This is a genomic window from Natronoarchaeum sp. GCM10025703 (genome assembly GCF_042661985.1).
In the GTDB taxonomy this organism is placed as follows: Archaea; Halobacteriota; Halobacteria; order Halobacteriales; family Natronoarchaeaceae; genus Natranaeroarchaeum.
The window spans coordinates 2,374,766-2,394,083 of record NZ_JBHSZF010000001.1 but is presented as its reverse complement, the minus strand read 5'-3'; the positions used below and the strand labels follow the sequence as shown (position 1 = coordinate 2,394,083).

Here is a 19,318-nt window from a genome sequence, read left to right as displayed (position 1 = left end):
CGTCTTTATCGGCGTCCTGCTTACTGGTGGTGCCTACGCGACGTATCTGCGTATCACACAGGGAATGGCGAGCACGAACCTCACGAGTATCGTACCGTGGGGCGCGTGGGTCGCGTTCTACATCTACTTTGTCGGTCTCTCCGCGGGCGCGTTTCTCGTGAGCACGCTGGCGAACGTCTTCGAGATCGGCATGATGCACCGGATCGATCGGGACGCGCTGTTCGTGGCCATCATCAGCATGGCCGTAGCGTTGCTCTTTGTCTGGATCGATCTCGGGCGGATGGACCGGATGTACTTCCCGTTCTTCTGGCGCCAACTCACGTCGGCGCTCTCGTGGGAGGTCCACGCCTACGTGGCGTACATCGGGATTCTCGTCACGGAGCTCTACTTCTCGATGCGGGTCGATCTCGCCCGACTCGCGACCAGGTTCGGCGGGGCTCGGGGTGTGCTGTATAGACTGCTCGCGCTCGGGCGAGTCGACACGAGCGAGGCCTCGAAAGCCTTCGACCAGCGATGGCTCAAGCGCGCCGGCATCGTCGGCATCCCGCTCGCCATCTTCATGGTGCACGGCGGAACGGGTGTGCTGTTTGCAGTCTCGAAGGCCCGTCCGTACTGGAACAGCGGACTCTTCCCCGTGATCTTCATCATCTCGGCGCTGTTGAGCGGGACGGCGCTGGTGATGATTATCTACGTGCTCCGAACGCGACTGTTCGACGGCGAAGCCGTCGATCCCGACCTGCTCGACCAACTCGCAAAGCTGTTGATGGGCTTCATCATTATCGACGCCGCCCTCACGGCCATCGAGGCACTGATCGCATTCGCGAGTCTTCATCCACACGAGGTGGAGACATGGCTCGTCGTCCTGTTCGGCGAGATGTCGTGGTCGTTCTGGTGGTTCATGGTCGGCGCTGCTGGGTGTTCCCCATGGTCCTGCTCAGCAACCGATCCTGGCGTCGAACCCCGTCAGTGATGGTGCTCGCAGGGTTGAGCTCCGTCATCGGAATCGTGGCGGTACGGTTCAACATCGTTATCCCGGCACAGATTATCCCCGTGATGGAGGGCTTACCACACGGATCGTACTTCCCCACACTCGTCGAGTGGGGAACGAGCATCGGCATTATCGGCGTCGGCTTCCTGCTCTTCACGCTCGGTGCGGAGCTGCTTCCGCTGACGCCGCTTTCTGGAGGTGACCACGAATGAGTACCAACGATTCGGAAGACCGCGCCCAGGTTTCACGGCGTGACTTCTTCAAGGCAGCCGGGAGTATCGGCCTCGTCGCAGCAGCCAGCAACGCTGCGGTGAACGTAGATATAGATGACCTGTGGACGGACGACGAGCACCACTACGTCGGCGACGAGTACGGCGAGTACGGTGCGAGCGACGTGATCCATACGACCTGCGGCCAGTGTAACACGTTCTGTCCGATCAAGGTGCAACTCGCGGACGGGAGCGGCACCGGCGAGTACAGTTCACTGGTCCGGAAGCTTGCCGGGAACCCGTACTCGTTCCTCAACACGCAGCCGTTCTCGCAGGTTCCCTACGGAAGCGACCCCGAGGACGTGGCGATGGGCGACGTCGAGGGGAGCGGCGATGTCGACGAAGACCGGTGGTCGCTGTCCGGCGGGCGGATCTGCCTGAAAGGACAGGCCGGCATCCAGACGGCCTTCGACAGCTACCGCGTCCGCGAGCCGATGAAACGCGTCGGCCCGCGCGGTTCCGGAGAGTGGAAGACGATCTCGTGGGAGCAGGCCGTCGAGGAGATCGTCGAGGGCGACGACGACCTCGGCCACCCCGGAGTACGAGAGATGTGGTCACACGCCCCTCAAGACGAGGTCATGAGCGACTGGGAGGCCGTCAAGAACGACGAGATGGCGAAAGCCGACTTCGACGAGAAGTGGGACCACAGCCTCATCGACACCGACCACCCCGACCTCGGGCCGAAAGCCAACCAGATCATCGATGTGGGCGGCTTCCGGCGCAACTTTATCCGCAAGCGACTCTGGAAGCAGGGTCTTGGTTCGGTCAACAGTTTCCACCACGCGGGGACCTGTGGGTTCTCCAGTGTGATGGGCAACGTCCGGTCGTACAACAGCAAGAAGAAACGCCAGTACCCCGACATCGAAGAGGCCGAGTATATTCTGGTGTGGGGGACGAACCCGCTGGTCGCCAACAAGGGACCGACGTGGCTCGCCCCGAAACTGACGAACGCCATCGAAGCCGGCACACGGATGGACGTGGTCGATCCGCGGCTCTCGAAGACAGCCGAGAAGGCCGATACCTGGGTTCCCGTCGAGCCAGGTGCCGACGGCGCTCTGGCACTCGGGATGGCCCGATGGATCCTCGAACACGACCGCCACGATCTGACCTACCTCCAAAACCCCTCTGAGGGCGCCGCACAGTCCGACAACGAACCGACCTGGAGCGACGCGACCCATCTTATCCTCGTCGACGAGGAAGGTGCCCCAAAGGCGAGTGCCGCCGACCTCGGCCTCGTGGCAGCCGATGCCGAGACTGCCGACGACTTCGTGGTCGTCGACGCCGAGTCCGGCGAAGCCAGGCCCGCCAGCGAAGTCGAGACCGCCGTGCTCGATGCGGATGTGACAGTGAACGGTGCCAGTGTCGAGAGCGTCTGGAGCCAGTACCGCGACCGCGTCTACGAGCACACCCTCGAAGAGTACGCCGAGATGGCCGGCGTGTCGACCGAACGGGTCGCGGAGGTCGCTGACGAGTTCACCAGCCACGGGAAGCGGGCGGCCATTATGGCCTACCGCGGCCCGGCGAAACATACGAACGGCTTCCACAACACGCGGGCCATCGCAACGCTCCAGCATCTCATCGGCAACTACGACTGGAAGGGCGGGCAGATCACCCCCTACGCCGGCTACGACACGATGTCCGGCCGGTACCAGCTGGGCCAGGTGCCGGACGGCTACTCGCCGTGGGGTATCCCCCTGACCCGTGGCGGTATCAACTACGAGGACACCACGCTGTTCGACCGTGACGACGGCTACCCTGCTAAACGGCCCTGGTTCCCCGCGGCACCGGCACAGGCCACCCAGGAAATCTACGGCAGTGCGGCCGACGAGTACCCATACGGCATCAACGCGCTGTTCATCCGGCCGTACTCGAACAACCACGTGATGGCCGTCGCCGGCGGCGACCAGATCCCGCCGATCCTGCAGGACACCGACACCATCCCGCTGGTCGTCGCCTCGGATACGGTGATCGGCGAGACCAGCAAGCACGCCGATTACATCCTGCCGGAGCCGACGTATCTCGAACGCTGGGAGAACTTCGGAACCTACCCGAACAAGCGACTGGCCGACGAGAAGATCAGCCAGCCCGCAATCTCGGTCGTCCCGGACGCCCGGCCGTTCGAGGACGTGCTCATCGACATGTGGAAGAAGCTTGACCTGCCCGGCGTCGGCGAGGAATCGATCCCGGACGCCGACGGCGACCTGTGGCCGCTCCATCAGGCCGAGGACTTCTACCTCAAACTGGCGGCCAACATCGGCTACTCCCGCGACCCGGTTTCGGACGCCACCCCGGACGAACGACGGGTGTTCCGTGAGAGCCACGAGAAGGGCCTCGGTGAGGCGTTCGACCTCGGGCGCTGGCAGCAGGCGGTCACCGACGAGGAGTGGGCGAAGGTCGTCACCGTGTTGAACCGCGGCGGTCGGTTCGAGGAACCGACCGAGGACTACGCCAGTGCGTTCGAGGAATACGGCCACGACTACGACTACGCCGGCCGTCGTGACGACACGAACGCCTACGACGGCGAGCACATGCGGTACAAACTCGGTTCGCGGGTGAACTTCTACAGCGACGCCGTGGCGACGGGGAAACACTCCTTCACCGGCGATCGCTTCGATCCGCTACCGAAAGTCGACGACGTGAAACACTACAACGGTGACGTGCAGGCCGCCGTCAGCGGCGACGAGGAGAGCGATCGACCGCTACAGTTGATCAACTGGAAGCCGCGAACACAGGGAATGCACCGGACACAGAACAGTCCGTGGCTGCGCGAGACGCGTCCCGAGAACCCGCTGTGGATCAACTCGCAGGACGCCGACGAGCGCGGCATCGAGAACGGCGACGATATCGTCATCGACGCCGGCCGCAAGACTGTCGAAGGAATGGCAATGGTCACGGGCGGTATTCGGCCCGGCGTTGTCGGTGCGATGTGGGGCTGGGGTCGGACCGGTGACGGGGCGACGGCCGAAACGGTCGACGGCGAAACGCGGTCGCCGGCAGAGGCCGACGGTCACAGCTCCTACCAGTTCGACGAACCGATGGTCGAGGAGGCCGGATACGCGAAAGGCCGTGACGCCGGCTTCGCGATCAACCATCTCCAGCCGTTAGACGAGGAACTCGGTGATACCGGGCTCTCGGATCTCGTGGGCGGGAGCAACGCGCAGTACGACGCCTTTGTCGAAGTGGAGCAGCGGTGATTCGGATGCCCGAAAGCACCGATATCGACGACGGCAGTGAGTCACCGCTGGCGGCCGACGATTCGACGGTAGCTGACGACCCGGACGCTCCCGCCATGGCGACGGCACGCGCTCGCCTGTACGGCCTGCTGGCCGCGACGTTCGACGGCGAGACGGAGACGACCGCGACCGCGCTCGAACAGGAGACGTTCGCGGCCGTCGCCGACGTGTTCCCGGTCGACATCGAGACGGCCGACCTGCGCGGGAACGACCACGACGCCGACTCGCTAGCCATCGGCTACGACAACCTGTTCGTCGTGCCGGGGAGTCACTACGTTCCCCCGTTCGCGTCGGCCCACGCGACCGACCCGAGCGAGGAGTTCGAGTCCGACTCACGCCATCATACCGCCGGCGAGGCGGGTGAACTCCTCGGCGACCCGGCCGCCGAGATGGCGCAGTTGTACGCAGCCGTCGACTTCCAGCCCGAGCGTGGCGGCGACATTCCGGACCACCTCTCCGCCTACTTCGAGTTCATGCGAGCGCTCTGTGAGCGCGAAGCGACGCTCGTCGAGGACGGGCATGAGCGCGACGACGCCAGCCTCGACGCCGTCCGTGAACTCCAGCAGCAGACGCTCTCACGACTGGGGTGGCTCGATCAGTTCGAGGAGGCCGTCGCGACCCGTGACTCGGCCGAAGGCGTCTTCGCCGCGATCACTCGTCTCGCCCGGACGTTCACCGCGTGGGACGCCCAGGAGGGCGTCCAGACCGACCGACAGACATCCGAAACACCCTCGTAATCCAACAGTTCAATGACATCCACTGATATCTCCGAAGCCGACCTGCGTGATCGCCTCCGAACCGTCGAAGATCCGGCGCTCGACACAGACATCGTCAGCGCTGGACTCCTCAGAAACCTCTCCATCGAGGACGAAACCGCGTCCATCGAACTGGCACTCGGCGCACCGCACGCGCCGGACGAGTCCGCCATCGCGGACAGCATTCGAGCGGTCGTCGACGAGGCAGGGCTCGACGCAGCGCTCTCGGCCAACGTCCCCCTCTTCGACGAGGCGGAGTCGTCGGTCTTGCCGGGCGTCAGAAACGTGATCGCCGTCGCATCCGGAAAGGGCGGCGTCGGCAAGAGTACCGTCGCGGTCAACATCGCGGCCGGACTGTCCGACCGCGGTGCGAACGTCGGACTGTTCGATGCGGACGTGTACGGGCCGAACGTCCCGCGGATGCTCGGCGTCGACACGGATCCCACGGCGACGACCGTCGACGGTGAAGACCGGATCGAACCGCCGACTGCCCACGGACTCGAACTGATGAGCGTCGGCCTGATGATCGACGACGACGATCCGGTGGTCTGGCGCGGTCCGGTCGCCCAGAACACGCTTACCGACCTCTTTACCGACGTCTCGTGGGGATCGCTCGACTATCTCGTCGTCGACCTTCCGCCGGGGACGGGCGACGTACAACTGACCGTGCTCCAGCATCTCCCCATCACGGGAACGGTCGTCGTTACGACGCCCCAGTCGGTTGCTGTCGACGATACCCGTCGCGGCGTCGAGATGTTCGCCGAGTACGAGGCCAACGTGTTGGGCGTGGTCGAGAACATGAGCGGATTCGCCTGTCCGAACTGCGGAGACACCCACGACATCTTCGGCGACGACGGCGGTCGGGAACTCGCCGACGCGGTCGACGTCCCATATCTCGGCTCGCTCCCGCTCGATCCGGCGATCCGGGCCGGTTCAGATACCGGTGAACCGATCGTTCGTCAGGACACCGGCGAGACTGCGGCGGCGTTTCGGGATCTGGCAGCAACCGTGGCCAACAAAGTCGGTGTCTTGCGCCGCCATCACCGACAGCAGTCGGCTACTGGGGCCGGTGACTGAGCCTGCAGACGGCGGGCAGTGACGATGCGCTCGCGGCGCTGCCTCTGGTCGTTCTCCCCGCGGGACACAGTCGTCGGTTCGGTATCGTCGGCGCTGGTAGACGGCGAGAAGAGGAGCCACAGCGGTTTCGAGCCCCCGATCAGGCTGATTCGACGGCGACGTCTATCGGCGTCTCGTTGACGACGTTGTCGGTGATGGGACAGCGCTCCTCGATCGCGGCCATCCACTCGTCGAGCGTCGCCTGATCGGCATCCGAGACGACAGAGACCGTGACGTCGAGATCTTGCAGGCCGGGGCGGGCGTCGGATTCCTCGCCGCGATAGGTTGAGTAGTCGACGCCGCCTTCGAGTTCGACGGTCATCTCCTCGATGTCGATATCCATGTCCCGGGCGACCATCGTCCCGGTCGAGTTCAGACAGCCGATGATCGAACCGAGGAAGTACTCGACGGGGTTGACGTCCTTCCCGACGACGAACTCGGCGTCGCCGGTGTCTACTTCGATCCGCTTTGGGCTCATTCGTGTGCCGGTCAGTTTGTACGTGGATAGCTCGTTTGAGTCTGTCATCGATCTACTGGTTGTTCAACCGTCTGTGGCTTAAGTCTTGTCCGAATTACACAATTCTGACAACGGCCGATGGGCTGGTCCCGTTCGACCGCTCAGACCAGGGTGATCCCCGTCGACGACCAGCGATGCGCCCGTAATGAACGCCGCCGGCTCCGACGCGAGGTAGGTGATCGCACTCGCCAGTTCTTCCGGGTCGCCCTGTCGGCCGACCGGCGTCATGTTCACGGCGGCTTCGATCTCCTCGTCGGCCGAGACGCGCTCTGCGGCACCGGTATCGATCATGCCGGGCACGATGGCGTTCATCGTGATCCCGTCCGGGCCCAGATCGATCGCAGCGCTTCTGGTAAAGCCCACGACACCCCCTTTGCTGGCGGCATAGTGTGAGAGGTCGCCGGACCAGCCAACGCGGCCGCCGGCCGCCGACGAGACGTTGACGATCCGGCCGTACTCCTGATCGCGCATCACCGGCAAGACTGCTTTCGTACAGTTGAACGTCCCCGTGAGGTTGATATCGATCACCTGCTGCCAGTCTGCGGGCGTCATCTCGTCGAGCCCGGCCGTCGGGAAGATCCCCGCGTTGTTAACGAGCACGTCGACCCGGCCGAACTCGTCGAGGGTGTCCTCAACGACAGCCTCTGCCTGCTCGTAGTCTGTAACGTCCAGTTCGCGCACGAGCGCAGTGCCTCCGTTCTCCTCGATTGCCTCGCCGACCGTCTCGCGCTCGTCGATGACGTCCGTGACTACGACGCTCGCGCCCTGCTCGGCGAGCAACATAGCAGTCGCTTCACCGATTCCCCGTCCTGCTCCCGTTACGATCGCTACCTGGGTATCGAAATCGAGCATTGTGTTCGGAGCTACGACGGGTCCCAGTATAACCGCCTGGGGCGGGTCGTCGGTCCGGACGGAGAAACCGCTCGTTACGGCTGTACTCCGGAAAAAACGTCCCGATCAGGCGGTGCGGTCCGGCGGAACGAGCATCACGTTTCCGTCCGCACGAGCGACGATGTCCTCGGAGACGCTCCCGAGCAGGAGTCGGCGCAAGCGGCTATGGCCACGCGAACCAAGCAGCGTCGTCGTCGGCCGATACTCGTCTTCGGCGGCGAGAATCTCGTCGGCGGGGTCGCCCTGTCTGAGGTCGGTTCGGGTTTCGATTCCCCAGTCTTCAAGGCGCTCGGCGAGCGCCGCGAGTTCGGCTTCCGGATCCTCGCCCTCGCTGAGTCCGGGGTCTTTCGGCGTCCCGACGTGGACGAGCGTCGCCTCCTGAGTAGCGTGGCGAAGGTACGAGAACGACTCGAAGGCGCGCTCGGCGTTGGCGGAGAAGTCCGTCGCGAACAGCATGCGCTGGAAGAGGTGTTCGCGGAGCACTTCGGGGTCGTCCGCGGCGCGTTCGATCCGGTTGACGACCAGCGGGACGACGGTCGTGCGGGCGAGGTTCCGGGCCGTCGAGCCGATCACGCGGTTTTCGAGCGGGCTTTTCCCCCGCGACCCGACGATGGTCAGGCCCGCGCCGACGGTCTCGGCGACGCCGTTGATCCGCCGGTGTGGCGTCCCGCGCACGACGTGGGTTTCGACGTCGAACCCGGCCGACTCGATCACGCTCCGATAGCGGTCAAGGCCCCGCTTTCGCCGTTTCTCAAAGTCGATCCCGGGCATCCCCGCGTGGACGTTCGCCGGGATGACAGTTACGAGATGCATCTCCTCGACGCCGATCCGGCCGAGACAGTTCAGACAGGTCTCGCTCTCGATCGTCGCCTCGCTCGCCGCAGAGAGGTCCGTCGCAAGTACCGCTTTCATACCCAGTCATACGGATGGCGGGTATAATATTGTTTGGTTTAACCATTATTGTGGTTCCTGTGGGATGCCGAATGAGACCCGTGGGTGTGGTAATCGGCCCGTGGTAACAGGACACACGGGTGTTGGTTCGCGCCTATGGCGCGCGGTTTCGACTGACAGGCTCCAGTGTGCTGGTGGGCTATGCTGTATATTTGCATACGTTATCAAAATATATGCGTTGGTTAGGCGTCGGATAGCTGGCTGTAATATTGTATGGATATCCCACAAGCGTTATACACTCCCTCCGAGTAGAGGGTATTGAAGAGAATGACCCGAACACGCGAAACACAGGGGTGGACGATATGATCGACGTGATCACACTTCCCGAATACGTGCAGGCGGCGATACTCATCGGGGTAGTACTGGCAGAGGCAGTTGCGTTCTATGCTGGCTACGGAGCGCTCGAAGACGTACTCGCTCCCGCGATAATCGAAACTATAGAGCAAATCTAACCTATGGAGGTACTCGGACTCGGACTCGAGTTGCTGGTCCTGTTTGTCGGCTTCGGCTTCATGGTCGGGGTCTTCTTCGGTTTCTTCGGGATGGGCGGCTCGTTTCTGGTCACGCCGGCACTACTGATCCTCGGCTATCCGGCGCCGGTAGCGATCGGTAGCTCGATGGCGTTCGTCTTCGGGACGGCTGTCATCGCGACGATGAAACACCACGACGTCGGCTCTGTCGACTACAAACTCGGAGCGCTGATGTTCGTGGGTATCGCCGTCGGGATCGAGATCGGCAAGTACGGTGTGCTGGCACTGGACGCGCTCGGACAGGCGGAACTGGTCGTGGGCAGCGTCTACATCCTGTTGCTGGCCGCGATCGGCGTGCTGTTCGTGCGGAGTGCACTCCAGCAGGACGACGACGGCGACGACGAAGCGGAGTCCGATCCCGACGATATACCCGAGATAGCCAAGACGATCAAGTCCTACAACATCCCGCCGATGGTGACACTCACTGACGGCTCTAAAGCGTCCATGTGGACGATCACCGGCGTTGGCGGTGGTGTCGGCGTCGTCTCCGGCTTTCTCGGGGTCGGCGGCGGCTTTATTCGGATGCCCGCAATCTACTACCTCATCGGCGTCCCGCTGGCGGCGGCCGTTGGGACGAGCCTCTTCGGTGCGCTGATGTCGGGCGCCGTCGGTGCCTTCTCGTACGGACTAGACGGCGTCGTTAACCTCGGTGTCGTCACGGCGCTACTGGCGGGGAGTGCCCTCGGTGCTCGGATCGGATCGGCGTCGACCGCCTACGTCGACGAGAGCGACGTGACTATCTACTTCGGCATCATGCTGTTGCTGGCGAGCGTCGCGGTCGCCTTTGGCGAACTCGCCTCCTGGCTCTCGATACCGATCCTCGATACCGTGAGTTTCGTTCTGCTCCTCGGCTCCTCGGCGTTTGTCACCGTCGTGATCTTCTACTACGGTGCACAGGCGATCAGGGAGAACGGCCGAACAGCAACAGCCTCGCCGGGAGGGAACGATTGATAGGCTTGGATTACCCAGACACATTAGCGATGTGGGCTCCGCTCCCTCGAAACCCGGACGCGCTGCGACTGTCGATAGCCGTTTGCTCGGGTGAACGACGATGAGTCTCGTCCCAGTGGTCGCTCTCGTCCTCGCTCTTGGGGTTGCGTCCCGTGTGCTTGGAGACCACTTTCGACTTCCAAGTGTCCTGTTTCTGATCGTGGCTGGCGTCCTGATCGGCCCCGAATTCCTCGGGATCGTCTCACGCGAGACGTTCGGCGGCGGCCTCACCACGATGGTCGGTGTTAGCGTCGGGATTATCCTCTTTGAGGGAGGGTATCATCTACATCTGGACAAAATCCGGGAAGCGCCGGATGCGCTGTTGCGATTGATTACTATCGGTGCGGCGATCACGTGGTTCGGCACTGCCGCGGCCGTCATCGTGTTTCTCGACACCAGCATCGAGGTCGGCCTGCTCGTCGGTGCCCTGCTGATCGCCACCGGCCCCACGGTGATCGGCCCGATTCTCAACGTCGTCACCGTTCGTGGCCACGTCGGTGCGCTCCTCGAAGGGGAGGGTGTTATCAACGACGTCACGGCCGCAATCCTGGCTGTCGTCGTCTTCGAGGTGCTCGTACTTGGCGACGGTAGCCTGTCCTTCTTCCTTTACGACTTCGGGCTACGCCTCCTGGTCGGCTTTACGAGTGGCGCGCTCGTTGCAGGCGCGATCTGGGTGTTGCTCACCCGGAGTGATATCGGCCCGGATACGGCCGCGTTGCACGCCAGGCTGATCGTACTCGCCGGAATCATCGTCTCGTACGGCGCTGCCGAGGTCGTCGCCAAGGAGACCGGAATCGCCGCTGCGGCGATGGCGGGGTTCATCCTCGGCAACGTCGATCTCCCCCACCACGAGGAGGTCATCGACTTCCTCGACGATCTCTCGGTCGTCGTACTCTCGTTCGTGTTCGTGGCACTGGCCGCCCTGATCGACTTCGGCGACATACTCGCGCTGGGGTGGCGGGCATCGCCATCGTCGTGGCGATCACGGTGGTGTTGCGGCCCGCGGTGATCTACCTATCGACGACGAACGAGCGGTTCACGCGCAACGAGCGAATGTTCCTGAGCGCGGTCGGGCCGCGTGGCATCATCCCGGCAAGCGTTGCGACGCTGTTTGCCCTCGAACTGAAGTACTCGGCCAGGGAGAGGCGGCCCAGTTGCTGGCAGGTACAGTCTTCCTGATCATCTTCGCGACGGTGATCCTGCAGGCCGGGCCAGCACGACAGATCGCGGACTACCTCGACGTATCACCAATGCGCACCATCATCATCGGCGCGGGACGGGTCGGCCTGTCCCTCGCAGAACGACTCGAACAGGACGGAGAGAACGTACTGGTTATCGACAACGATCCCGACGCTGCCGAGCGATCACGCGAGAGAGGCTTCCGGACTATCGAGGGCGACGGCACCGATTCGGCGGTCCTCCGGAAAGCGGACGCCAACCGCGCGAAGACGGTCGTCGCGACGACGCCCGACGACGACGTCAACCTCCTCGCGTGTCAGCTTGCGAAGACGACGTTTGACGTCGAAAAAGTCGCCTCGAGGGTCAACCAGCCGGACAACGTCGACGCCTTCGAGTCGCTCGGCGTCCGGGCAATCGACCTCTCGATGGCGACGGCCTGGTCGCTCGAAAACGTGCTCGAACGACCGTCGTTGTCGGGCTGGATGAACGAACTCGGCCGGACCGGCGACGTTCAGGAGATCGAGGTCACGGCCCAGGATCTGGTCGGGAAGACCATCGCGGAACTCAACGCGCAGATCCCGGAGGGCTGTATCGTCGGCCTCCTGACCCACGCGAACGGAAAGACGGAGGTTCCGACGGGCGATCACGAACTCGCCAAGGGTGATCTGATCACGTTCCTCGGTCAGACGGATGCGGTCGACCGTGCAGTCAAGCGGTTCCACCCCCACGACTGAGCGGTTCAGGGTCGCTCATTGGGATTGTACAATATTCACAAAACCTTATGTCCGTCCGGTCCCATCCTACTGATATGCCTAACTCGATGGCGGAACAGCTTCAGCAGGATATGGCGTGTGAGGGCCTGCTAGAGTGCATTCACGGGCTCAAGCAGCTCGACAAGGACTGTTACAGAGAGCTAGTAGAGAGCGAGGAACCGCTGACGATCGACGAGATCGGCGAGCGCGTCGACCGCGAGCGCTCGACGGCGTACCGCTCGATCCAGCGGCTACTCAAGAGCGGTTTCATCCAGAAAGAGCAAGTAAACTACGACGACGGTGGCTACTACCACGTCTACTACCCCACCGATCCCGAGAAGATCGCTGACAACATGCAACGGATGCTCAACGACTGGTACGCGAAGATGGGCCAGCTCATCCAGGAGTTCGAGGACAAGTACGAACACGCCGCCGATGAGCCGGTTGTGACGAGCGAAAGCACGTCGTGACCGGCACGTCCGAATCGGTCCCACGAACAGAACTCGTAGCGACGACGCTCGAACTCGTCGCCCACGACACCACCAATCCGCCGGGAAACACTCGTGACATCGTCGAGTGGATCGAGACTGAGTTCACCGATGCCGGCATTCGGACCGAGCGGTTCGCAGTCGACGACCGGAAACCGAACCTTCTCGCAACGATACCCGGTCAGAGCGAGACGACGCTTCTGTACAGCGGTCATCTCGACACGGTGCCGTACGATCCGGACGGCTGGTCGTTCGACCCCCACGGCGAACGTGTGGACGACCGGCTTTACGGCCGCGGGACGACCGATATGAAGGGATCCGTCGGAGCGATGATCGCCGTCGCACGCCACTATGCTACCGCCGAGACGCCGCCACCGGTGACGCTTTCGTTCGCGTTCGTCAGTGACGAGGAAGTCGCAGGCGACGCGGGCGTAACCGCTCTTCTCGACGCCGATCGGCTAGACGCGGACGCCTGCGTGATCGGCGAACCGACAGCTACGGGCGGCGTCCCGTCGATCACGGTGGCCGACCGCGGGAGCATCTGGCTCACGCTCGAAGCGGTCGGCGAAGCGGCCCACGGCTCTCGCCCGATGCTCGGCGAGAACGCTATCGACCGACTCTGGGGTGCGATCGAGTCGGTTCGAGGGGACTCTCGGAGCGCGAGTTCGATCTCCCGTCCGGCGTCGAACCGATCGTCGCCGAATCGATCGAGTATTACGCTGAATCGATGGGGCGACAGACCGCGCAGCGCCTGTTCGAGCATCCGACCGTGAATCTCGGGACGATCGATGGCGGGGAGAACGTCAACAGCGTGCCGCGTGCGGCGAGCGCACAGTTAGACGTACGGCTTACCGCGGGCGTCGAGACGTCCACCGTCCTCGACGAGATTCGGGACTGGATCGGCGACCACGAGGGAGTACAGATTGCGGACGTCTCCTGGAGCGTCGGAAGCTACGAGGCACCCGACACCCCGCTGGTCGGGGCAGTCGGAGACGTCGCCGAAACAGTGCTCGGCAGGCGGGTCTATCGGCGGAGCGCGACGGGCGGCGGCGACGCGAAACAGTTCCGTGAGGCTGGCATCCCGACCGTCGAGTTCGGCGTCGGAACCGACTCCGTCCACGGCTGTGACGAGTACACGACAGTCGAGGCGCTCTCCACGATGGCCGAGACGTATCGCCGTCTGCCCGCGGCGTACGCCTCTACCGAGTGAGTCGCCTGTACACTGGTATCTTTTCACACGCCGGCGCTTATAGTATTGTACAAGATTTGCAAAACACTTATGTCCCGGTGACCCGTACATATTGTTGATGACAACAGACACACGAAGTGAAACGGATACTGCGTCACCGAGTGAGCCGGTTCAGATCGAGGGAACGAGCCACCTCGACGAGCTCGTTGCGGAGCAGGACGTCGTTCTCGTCGACTTCTACGCGGACTGGTGTGGCCCCTGTCAGATGATGGAGCCGTCGATCAAGAAACTCGCTGCAGAATCCGACGCGACGGTCGCGAAGGTAGACGTCGACGCCCGGCAGCAGCTGCCAGCGCCTACGGCGTCCGCGGCGTTCCGACGTCGGTGCTGTTCGCAGACGGTGAGCAGGTCGACCAGCAGGTCGGAATGATCCCCGAAGAACGACTCTTCGATCTGGTCGAAGGCTACACCGACGAATGAGCGAGGTTCAGGACGTCGTTATCGTCGGCTCAGGTGTCGCCGGACTCTCGGCGGCGGTGTACACCGCTCGTGCCGACCTCGATCCGCTCGTCCTGGAAGGGCCAGAGCCGGGCGGCCAACTGACGCTCACGACTGACGTCGAGAACTATCTCGGCTTCCCCGAGGGCGTCGGCGGGATGGAACTGATCCAGAACGGCAAAGAGCAGGCCGAGCGCTTCGGCGCGGAGTTCGAGCACGGCACCGTCGAGACCGCCAGTGTCGAGGACCGACCGATCGAACTGGGACTCTCGAACGGCGACGTGCTCCGAACGCGCTCGCTGGTCGTCGCGACCGGTGCGAGCGCCCGCTGGGTCGGTGCCGAAAACGAGGACGAACTGATGGGCTACGGCCTCTCGACGTGTGCGACCTGTGACGGTGCCTTCCACCGGGGCGACGACGTGCTCGTGATCGGTGGGGGCGACAGCGCGATGGAGGAGGCGCTCTTCCTCGCGAAGTTCGCCGACACCGTCACCGTCGTCCACCGGCGCGGGGAGCTACGTGCCTCCGACATCATGGCCCAGCGCGCCCGTGAGAACGAGAAGATCGAGTTCCGCTGGAACGCCGAACTACTGGCGATCCATGGCTCGCAGGACGATGGTGTCACGGCGGCGACGCTCGTGAGCCACCCCGACGGTCACCCCACGGAGAAACTCGGCGACGGCGTCCGCGAACGCGCCGCCGCTGGGGAACCCCTGCACGCGCTCGGGGACGTCCAGGCCGAGCGCGTAGACGTCGGCGGCATCTTCTACGGCGTCGGTCACGTCCCGAACACCGACTTCCTCGCGGATACGCCGGTCGACCTCGATGCGGACGGCTACGTCGAGACGACGGGCGGGATGACTACCGACACCGGCGTCGAGGGCGTCTTCGGCGCGGGCGACGTGATGGACCCCGAGTACCGGCAGGCGATCACGGCGGCAGGGACCGGAAGTATGGCCGCGCTGGACGCCGAAACATGGCTCGAGAGCGAAGCCGTCGCAGAGGCCGACCCCCAGCCAGTCGAAGTGCAGGCGGACGATTAGACCGGCCCGCTCGATACGGATTCGGACGGTCGGAGAGATCCGAGCGGTAACCATTAGACGGCGGCCCCGAATTATCGGACCATGGACTACGACACACTCCGGGCGGACATCCCCGCTCTCGAACGCGGCATCTACTTCAACACTGGCGCGGGGGCCCAGCCCACGCCGCGTCGTCGATGCCGTCGAGTCGGCACTGGAATCCCACGAGTACGAGACGCCGGTCTCGAAGGGGATGTACGGCCCGATGGGCGAGCGACACGAGTCGACGAAGTCGGCCGTCGCCGACCTGCTTGGCGCGACCCCCGAAGAGATAGCGCTCACCCAGAGCACGACCGACGGGATCAACCGCGTCGCGGGCGCGCTCGACTGGGACGAAGACGACGTCGTCGTCCGGACCGATCTCGAACATCCGTCGGGCATCCTGCCGTGGCGGAAACTCGAACGCAGGCACGGTGTCGACGTCAGAGTGCTCGAAACCGAGGCCGGCCGACTGGATATCGAGGCGGTCAAAACCGCCGCAGAAGACGCGACGCTGTTCGTTCTCAGTTCGATTACGTGGACTCACGGCACCCGCCTGCCGGTCGGAGAGATAGTCGACATCGCTCACGACGCCGGTGCGGCAGTGCTGGTCGACGCCGTCCAGTCGCCGGGCCAGACCGTGGTCGACGTCGAGGGGTGGGGTGCGGACTTCGTCGTCGGTGCCGCACACAAGTGGTTGCTCGGTCCTTTCGGGGCCGGCTTTCTCTACGTCCGCTCCGGCGCGGAACGCGACATGCTCCCCTCAGCGATCGGCTACCGGAGCGTTACCGAGGCAACGGCTCACGATTACGAATACCACACGGGCGCAGGGCGCTTCGAGGTCGGGACCACGAGTCCCGCGCTGTACGCCGGACTCGAAGAGGCGATTGCGCTCCACAACGAGTTAGGGGTCGACGCCATCGAGTCACGCATCGAGACGCTCACCGACCGCCTCAAAACGGGACTGCCGGACGAGCGCTTACTGAGCCCCCGAGCGTTCGAATCCGGCTTCGTGACGGTCGCCACAGACGACCCCGAACACGACGTCGAGCGTCTGGCAGAAAAGGACATCCGCGTTCGTGACCTGCCCTATCCCGAGGCAATTCGGGTGTCCGTCCACGCGTTCAACACGCGCGATGAGATCGACCGACTGCTCGAACTATTATAAACCGACTCCTCGCATTCACCGACTGTTCTGGAGTTCGCGCTGCCGGCCTTTCGGCATCATCGAGCGGAACTCGTCGTGGACGTACAGGCCCACACCGAGCGGTTCGCGTTCGTCCGCGACCTGGTGGGCCGCGATCAGATATCCCCAGTCACCGTCCCAGTCGAGTTCCTGATCCTCGCCGGTGAGAAACGCGTGTGCCGCCTCCTCCGAGAGTTCGATGACGTTCTTGGTCGCCGCGCGTCCGAACCGCTGTGCGGCGTCTGTCGTCGGTTTCCAGTGTTCCTGTCGGGTCCGTAGAAACGTCATCCCGAGCCCTTCGATGCGGGTGGGCGACGGAATGTCGTCGGCAAAGATCCAGATCTTTCCGGCCCCTTTCTCCCAGAAGGTGTACGCCTCGAAGGTCCCGGCTGGAAGGTCAAAGCGAGTCTGCCACCAGTCGATGACCTCCTCGCGGGTGGCCCGTCCCTTGACCTCCCGTTCGTCTGCCGTCGCCGGGAGTCGGTCGAAGCGGTCGCCGACGTTCTCGCTCATCGGCCCACCTCCAGCGTCGCACAGAAGAACCCGCCAGTGTCGTTGTGATGCGGGTAGATCCGGGCGGCCTTCGCGACGTCCGGATCGAACTGCTCGCCCTCGAACTCGGTGACACCGGGGGCGTACTCCAGCGGGATGTCCTGCTCGACGATCCGACAGTCCTCCTTGTCGAGGACCTGATCGAGGACGCGCTCGTTCTCCTCGGGCGCGAACGTACAGGTCGAGTAGACGACCCGCCCGCCGGGGGTCGTCGCCTGAATCGCGCGCCGGAGGATCCCCTGCTGGATGCCGGCGACGCTTTTGACGTGGCCCAGCGACCACTCGTCGAAGGTATCCGGGTTCTTCCGGATCGTTCCCTCACAGGAGCAGGGTGCGTCGACGAGCGCGCGGTCGAACGCGTCGACGCGCCGGTCGTCCTCGCTCCCCTCGCCGAAGGGCTTCAGCGAGAAGTTTCTGGCGTCCTGATTCGTTACGGCCATGTTCGTCACCCCGAGTCGTTCGGCGTTGAATCGGAGCGCCGAAAGCCGACCCAGGTTGTTGTCGTTCGCCACGACGAGTCCGCGGTCCTCCATCAGTGCCGAGAGTTGCGTCGCCTTGCTTCCCGGTGCGGCGGCGGCGTCCCAGACGCGCTCGCCGGGTTGCGGGTCGAGTACCATCGCGGGCAGGGACGATACCTCCTCCTGGCCGTGGATCCAGCCGTGGACCGAGGGCCACGTGGTTCCCGGCGAGGTAGTCTCCAGGCGGAAGATACCCTCCGCCCAGTCGGCCCGTTCGTAGCCGATCCCTGCCTCGTCGAACGCGGCCATCACCTGTTCGGGCGTCGTCTTGATCGTGTTGACCCGAACTGCCGACGGCAACGGGCGCTCGCAGGCGTCGATAAACGCCTCGAAGTCGTCGATCAGCGGCCGATATCGCTCCAGCGGTTTCATTACCGCCGCTTTCGCCCGGGGAGCGTTTGTCGGTTTCGGAGTGCCGCCCCGCCACGGAACCGGAGTCTCCGACTGGGGCCGGATTTACTATCTTGGCGCATGAACACACAACACATGGGACACATCCAACGGCACGAGGAAATCGAACTGGACGCGCCGACGCTCGTCGAGGGGATGCCGGGTATCGGCCTCGTCGGGAAGATTGCGACCGATCACCTGATCGAGGAGTTCGATATGTCCTACTACGCGAGCATCCACTGCGAAGGGATCGCACCGATCGGCGTCTACGAGGAGGAGACCGTACAGTGCGGCCGCCGGTTCGCCTGTATGTGGACGAGGAGCGCGACCTGCTGGCGCTCCGGAGCGACGTCCCGATACCGGCCGATGCGACTTCGGAGTTTGCGACGTGTCTCACGGGCTTGATCGAATCCGAGGACGTCGATCCGCTCTATCTGAGCGGCTTCCCGGCCGAAAAGGACGACGAGCCACCCGGCCTGTTCGGCGTCGCGACCGGCGAGGCGGCGGCCGATAGGTTGGACGATCACGGGATCGACCTCCCGGACGAGAACGGTGCAGTCGCCGGACCCGCAGGCGGCCTGCTCAATCGGGCGGCACAGACCGGCCTCGCCTCCACCGTGCTGGTCGTCGAGAGCGATCCGCAGTTCCCCGACCCCGAGGCGGCGCGGATTCTGATCACGCGCGGAATCGAGCCACTGGCAGGGATCGATGTCGAAGTCGAGGGACTCGTCGAGCAGGCGGACTCGATCCGTGAGCAGAAAGAACAACTCGCCCAGCGGATGCAAGAGGCCGACACACAGGAGAGCTCACAGGCCCAGCGGATCAAGATGTTCCAGTGAGTGACTCGCGATAAATTATAAAATCTCCATCACATACTTACCGGGTGACATGGTGCATCATGCAACGCGATCTAACACATATCATATATTGTAAAATAGTATATTTGTGAGGGGATTGTAGCTGATGTTGTGCGAAGCCAAGAGCTAATTCACCTCCACGCGTTGCTGGTTGAGGTACGAGGATATCTAGAACGCGAGGAGAGGCTACCTGCTGGTGCGTTCGCTGCCTACGATGCACAACAGACAGGCCCGTTTCACATTCATCAATCAAAGGAAGAACACAAACAGGCAATCAGCTTGCTAGTCGAAGGTATCGATCGATCGATACAATCGGATCCGCCGCGGGAGGAAGCGTCGATACAGTAACCTCGTCGCTTCGTCACAGAATATCGACATCCTCCCGTGGCTCGCGATACGTTCTCGTTG

At 63.6% G+C, this 19,318-nt stretch carries 15 protein-coding genes and 5 pseudogenes; 15 read left to right on the top strand and 5 right to left on the bottom strand.

Going from position 1 to position 19,318, the window contains the following annotated elements; all coding sequences use genetic code 11:
* Positions 1-64: 64 nt before the first annotated feature.
* From nrfD to ACFQH2_RS13335, 5 genes are read left to right on the top strand one after another with little or no spacing between them, the layout of a single operon-like run.
* The gene (nrfD, locus tag ACFQH2_RS13355; protein ID WP_377076827.1) at positions 65-970 is read left to right on the top strand and encodes an NrfD/PsrC family molybdoenzyme membrane anchor subunit; all 906 of its coding nucleotides are present in this window, start codon (positions 65-67) and stop codon (positions 968-970) included.
* Entirely contained in the window at positions 970-1,200 is a 231-nt protein-coding gene (locus ACFQH2_RS13350; RefSeq protein ID WP_377076826.1) for a hypothetical protein, read from the top strand. Before nrfD ends, ACFQH2_RS13350 begins: the two co-directional genes overlap by 1 nt.
* Positions 1,197-4,451, top strand: coding sequence for a molybdopterin-dependent oxidoreductase (locus tag ACFQH2_RS13345; protein WP_377054368.1), 3,255 nt, complete (start codon positions 1,197-1,199; stop codon positions 4,449-4,451). Before ACFQH2_RS13350 ends, ACFQH2_RS13345 begins: the two co-directional genes overlap by 4 nt.
* Positions 4,452-4,456: 5 nt before the next feature.
* Positions 4,457-5,227, top strand: a complete 771-nt coding sequence (locus tag ACFQH2_RS13340; protein ID WP_417579698.1) for a TorD/DmsD family molecular chaperone — start codon at positions 4,457-4,459, stop codon at positions 5,225-5,227.
* Between the two features lie 12 nt (positions 5,228-5,239).
* Positions 5,240-6,322 (top strand): Mrp/NBP35 family ATP-binding protein, encoded by a 1,083-nt coding sequence (locus ACFQH2_RS13335; protein ID WP_377054366.1) that lies wholly within the window; start codon positions 5,240-5,242, stop codon positions 6,320-6,322.
* A gap of 139 nt (positions 6,323-6,461) precedes the next feature.
* On the opposite strand, the gene ACFQH2_RS13330 is transcribed toward ACFQH2_RS13335, so the two are convergent.
* The 3 genes from ACFQH2_RS13330 to ACFQH2_RS13320 form a co-directional block, all read right to left on the bottom strand.
* Positions 6,462-6,887, bottom strand: coding sequence for an OsmC family protein (locus tag ACFQH2_RS13330; protein WP_377054364.1), 426 nt, complete (start codon positions 6,885-6,887; stop codon positions 6,462-6,464).
* Between the two features lie 30 nt (positions 6,888-6,917).
* Positions 6,918-7,730 carry an SDR family NAD(P)-dependent oxidoreductase gene (locus tag ACFQH2_RS13325; RefSeq protein WP_377076825.1) on the bottom strand — a complete coding sequence of 271 codons (813 nt, stop codon included), beginning with the start codon at positions 7,728-7,730 and terminating at the stop codon, positions 6,918-6,920.
* A gap of 105 nt (positions 7,731-7,835) precedes the next feature.
* The gene (locus ACFQH2_RS13320) at positions 7,836-8,681 is read right to left on the bottom strand and encodes a universal stress protein (protein ID WP_377054360.1); all 846 of its coding nucleotides are present in this window, start codon (positions 8,679-8,681) and stop codon (positions 7,836-7,838) included.
* Positions 8,682-9,022: 341 nt separating this feature from the next.
* On the opposite strand from ACFQH2_RS13320, the gene ACFQH2_RS13315 reads away from it, so the two are divergent.
* The 8 genes and pseudogenes from ACFQH2_RS13315 (at position 9,023) to ACFQH2_RS13280 (ending at position 16,575) form a co-directional block, all read left to right on the top strand.
* Entirely contained in the window at positions 9,023-9,172 is a 150-nt protein-coding gene (locus ACFQH2_RS13315; RefSeq protein WP_377054358.1) for a DUF7512 family protein, read from the top strand.
* A gap of 3 nt (positions 9,173-9,175) precedes the next feature.
* On the top strand, positions 9,176-10,201 hold the full coding sequence (locus ACFQH2_RS13310) for a sulfite exporter TauE/SafE family protein (protein ID WP_377054356.1): 1,026 nt from the start codon (positions 9,176-9,178) through the stop codon (positions 10,199-10,201).
* A gap of 100 nt (positions 10,202-10,301) precedes the next feature.
* Positions 10,302-12,153, top strand: a pseudogene (locus ACFQH2_RS13305) (cation:proton antiporter).
* Between the two features lie 74 nt (positions 12,154-12,227).
* Positions 12,228-12,641, top strand: a complete 414-nt coding sequence (locus tag ACFQH2_RS13300; RefSeq protein ID WP_377054352.1) for a helix-turn-helix domain-containing protein — start codon at positions 12,228-12,230, stop codon at positions 12,639-12,641.
* Positions 12,638-13,869 (top strand): annotated as a pseudogene (locus tag ACFQH2_RS13295) (M20 family metallopeptidase). The gene ACFQH2_RS13300 and the pseudogene ACFQH2_RS13295 overlap by 4 nt, the downstream one beginning before the upstream one ends.
* A gap of 97 nt (positions 13,870-13,966) precedes the next feature.
* Positions 13,967-14,328 (top strand): annotated as a pseudogene (gene trxA, locus ACFQH2_RS13290) (thioredoxin).
* Complete coding sequence (locus tag ACFQH2_RS13285; protein WP_377054346.1) at positions 14,325-15,389, top strand: NAD(P)/FAD-dependent oxidoreductase; 1,065 nt, start codon at positions 14,325-14,327, stop codon at positions 15,387-15,389. The pseudogene trxA and the gene ACFQH2_RS13285 overlap by 4 nt, the downstream one beginning before the upstream one ends.
* 81 nt (positions 15,390-15,470) lie before the next feature.
* A pseudogene (locus tag ACFQH2_RS13280) lies at positions 15,471-16,575 on the top strand (aminotransferase class V-fold PLP-dependent enzyme).
* Positions 16,576-16,590: 15 nt separating this feature from the next.
* Here the strand turns inward: ACFQH2_RS13280 and ACFQH2_RS13275 are convergent.
* Together ACFQH2_RS13275 and ACFQH2_RS13270 are read right to left on the bottom strand one after the other, a co-directional pair.
* Positions 16,591-17,106 carry a DUF7122 family protein gene (locus ACFQH2_RS13275; protein WP_377054342.1) on the bottom strand — a complete coding sequence of 172 codons (516 nt, stop codon included), beginning with the start codon at positions 17,104-17,106 and terminating at the stop codon, positions 16,591-16,593.
* A complete protein-coding gene (locus ACFQH2_RS13270; protein ID WP_377054340.1) occupies positions 17,103-18,035 on the bottom strand; it encodes an RsmB/NOP family class I SAM-dependent RNA methyltransferase in 933 nt (310 codons plus the stop codon). Before ACFQH2_RS13270 ends, ACFQH2_RS13275 begins: the two co-directional genes overlap by 4 nt.
* 114 nt (positions 18,036-18,149) lie before the next feature.
* Here ACFQH2_RS13270 and ACFQH2_RS13265 point away from each other — a divergent pair.
* Both ACFQH2_RS13265 and ACFQH2_RS13260 read left to right on the top strand, forming a co-directional pair.
* Positions 18,150-18,892: pseudogene (locus ACFQH2_RS13265) on the top strand (proteasome assembly chaperone family protein).
* Between the two features lie 129 nt (positions 18,893-19,021).
* Complete coding sequence (locus ACFQH2_RS13260) at positions 19,022-19,258, top strand: UPF0058 family protein (RefSeq protein WP_377054336.1); 237 nt, start codon at positions 19,022-19,024, stop codon at positions 19,256-19,258.
* The last annotated feature ends 60 nt before the right edge of the window (positions 19,259-19,318 follow it).

Excerpts from the sequence above, each read along its gene's own strand:
- ACFQH2_RS13315 (WP_377054358.1), top strand. The coding sequence starts at position 9,023 with ATGATCGACGTGATCACACTTCCCGAATACGTGCAGGCGGCGATACTC.
- ACFQH2_RS13300 (WP_377054352.1), top strand. The coding sequence starts at position 12,228 with ATGCCTAACTCGATGGCGGAACAGCTTCAGCAGGATATGGCGTGTGAG.
- ACFQH2_RS13335 (WP_377054366.1), top strand. The coding sequence starts at position 5,240 with ATGACATCCACTGATATCTCCGAAGCCGACCTGCGTGATCGCCTCCGA.
- ACFQH2_RS13350 (WP_377076826.1), top strand. The coding sequence starts at position 970 with ATGGTGCTCGCAGGGTTGAGCTCCGTCATCGGAATCGTGGCGGTACGG.
- ACFQH2_RS13330 (WP_377054364.1), bottom strand. The coding sequence starts at position 6,887 with ATGACAGACTCAAACGAGCTATCCACGTACAAACTGACCGGCACACGA.
- ACFQH2_RS13285 (WP_377054346.1), top strand. The coding sequence starts at position 14,325 with ATGAGCGAGGTTCAGGACGTCGTTATCGTCGGCTCAGGTGTCGCCGGA.
- ACFQH2_RS13275 (WP_377054342.1), bottom strand. The coding sequence starts at position 17,106 with ATGAGCGAGAACGTCGGCGACCGCTTCGACCGACTCCCGGCGACGGCA.
- ACFQH2_RS13345 (WP_377054368.1), top strand. The coding sequence starts at position 1,197 with ATGAGTACCAACGATTCGGAAGACCGCGCCCAGGTTTCACGGCGTGAC.
- ACFQH2_RS13340 (WP_417579698.1), top strand. The coding sequence starts at position 4,457 with ATGCCCGAAAGCACCGATATCGACGACGGCAGTGAGTCACCGCTGGCG.
- ACFQH2_RS13310 (WP_377054356.1), top strand. The coding sequence starts at position 9,176 with ATGGAGGTACTCGGACTCGGACTCGAGTTGCTGGTCCTGTTTGTCGGC.
- ACFQH2_RS13325 (WP_377076825.1), bottom strand. The coding sequence starts at position 7,730 with ATGCTCGATTTCGATACCCAGGTAGCGATCGTAACGGGAGCAGGACGG.
- ACFQH2_RS13270 (WP_377054340.1), bottom strand. The coding sequence starts at position 18,035 with ATGAAACCGCTGGAGCGATATCGGCCGCTGATCGACGACTTCGAGGCG.
- ACFQH2_RS13320 (WP_377054360.1), bottom strand. The coding sequence starts at position 8,681 with ATGAAAGCGGTACTTGCGACGGACCTCTCTGCGGCGAGCGAGGCGACG.
- nrfD (WP_377076827.1), top strand. The coding sequence starts at position 65 with ATGGCGAGCACGAACCTCACGAGTATCGTACCGTGGGGCGCGTGGGTC.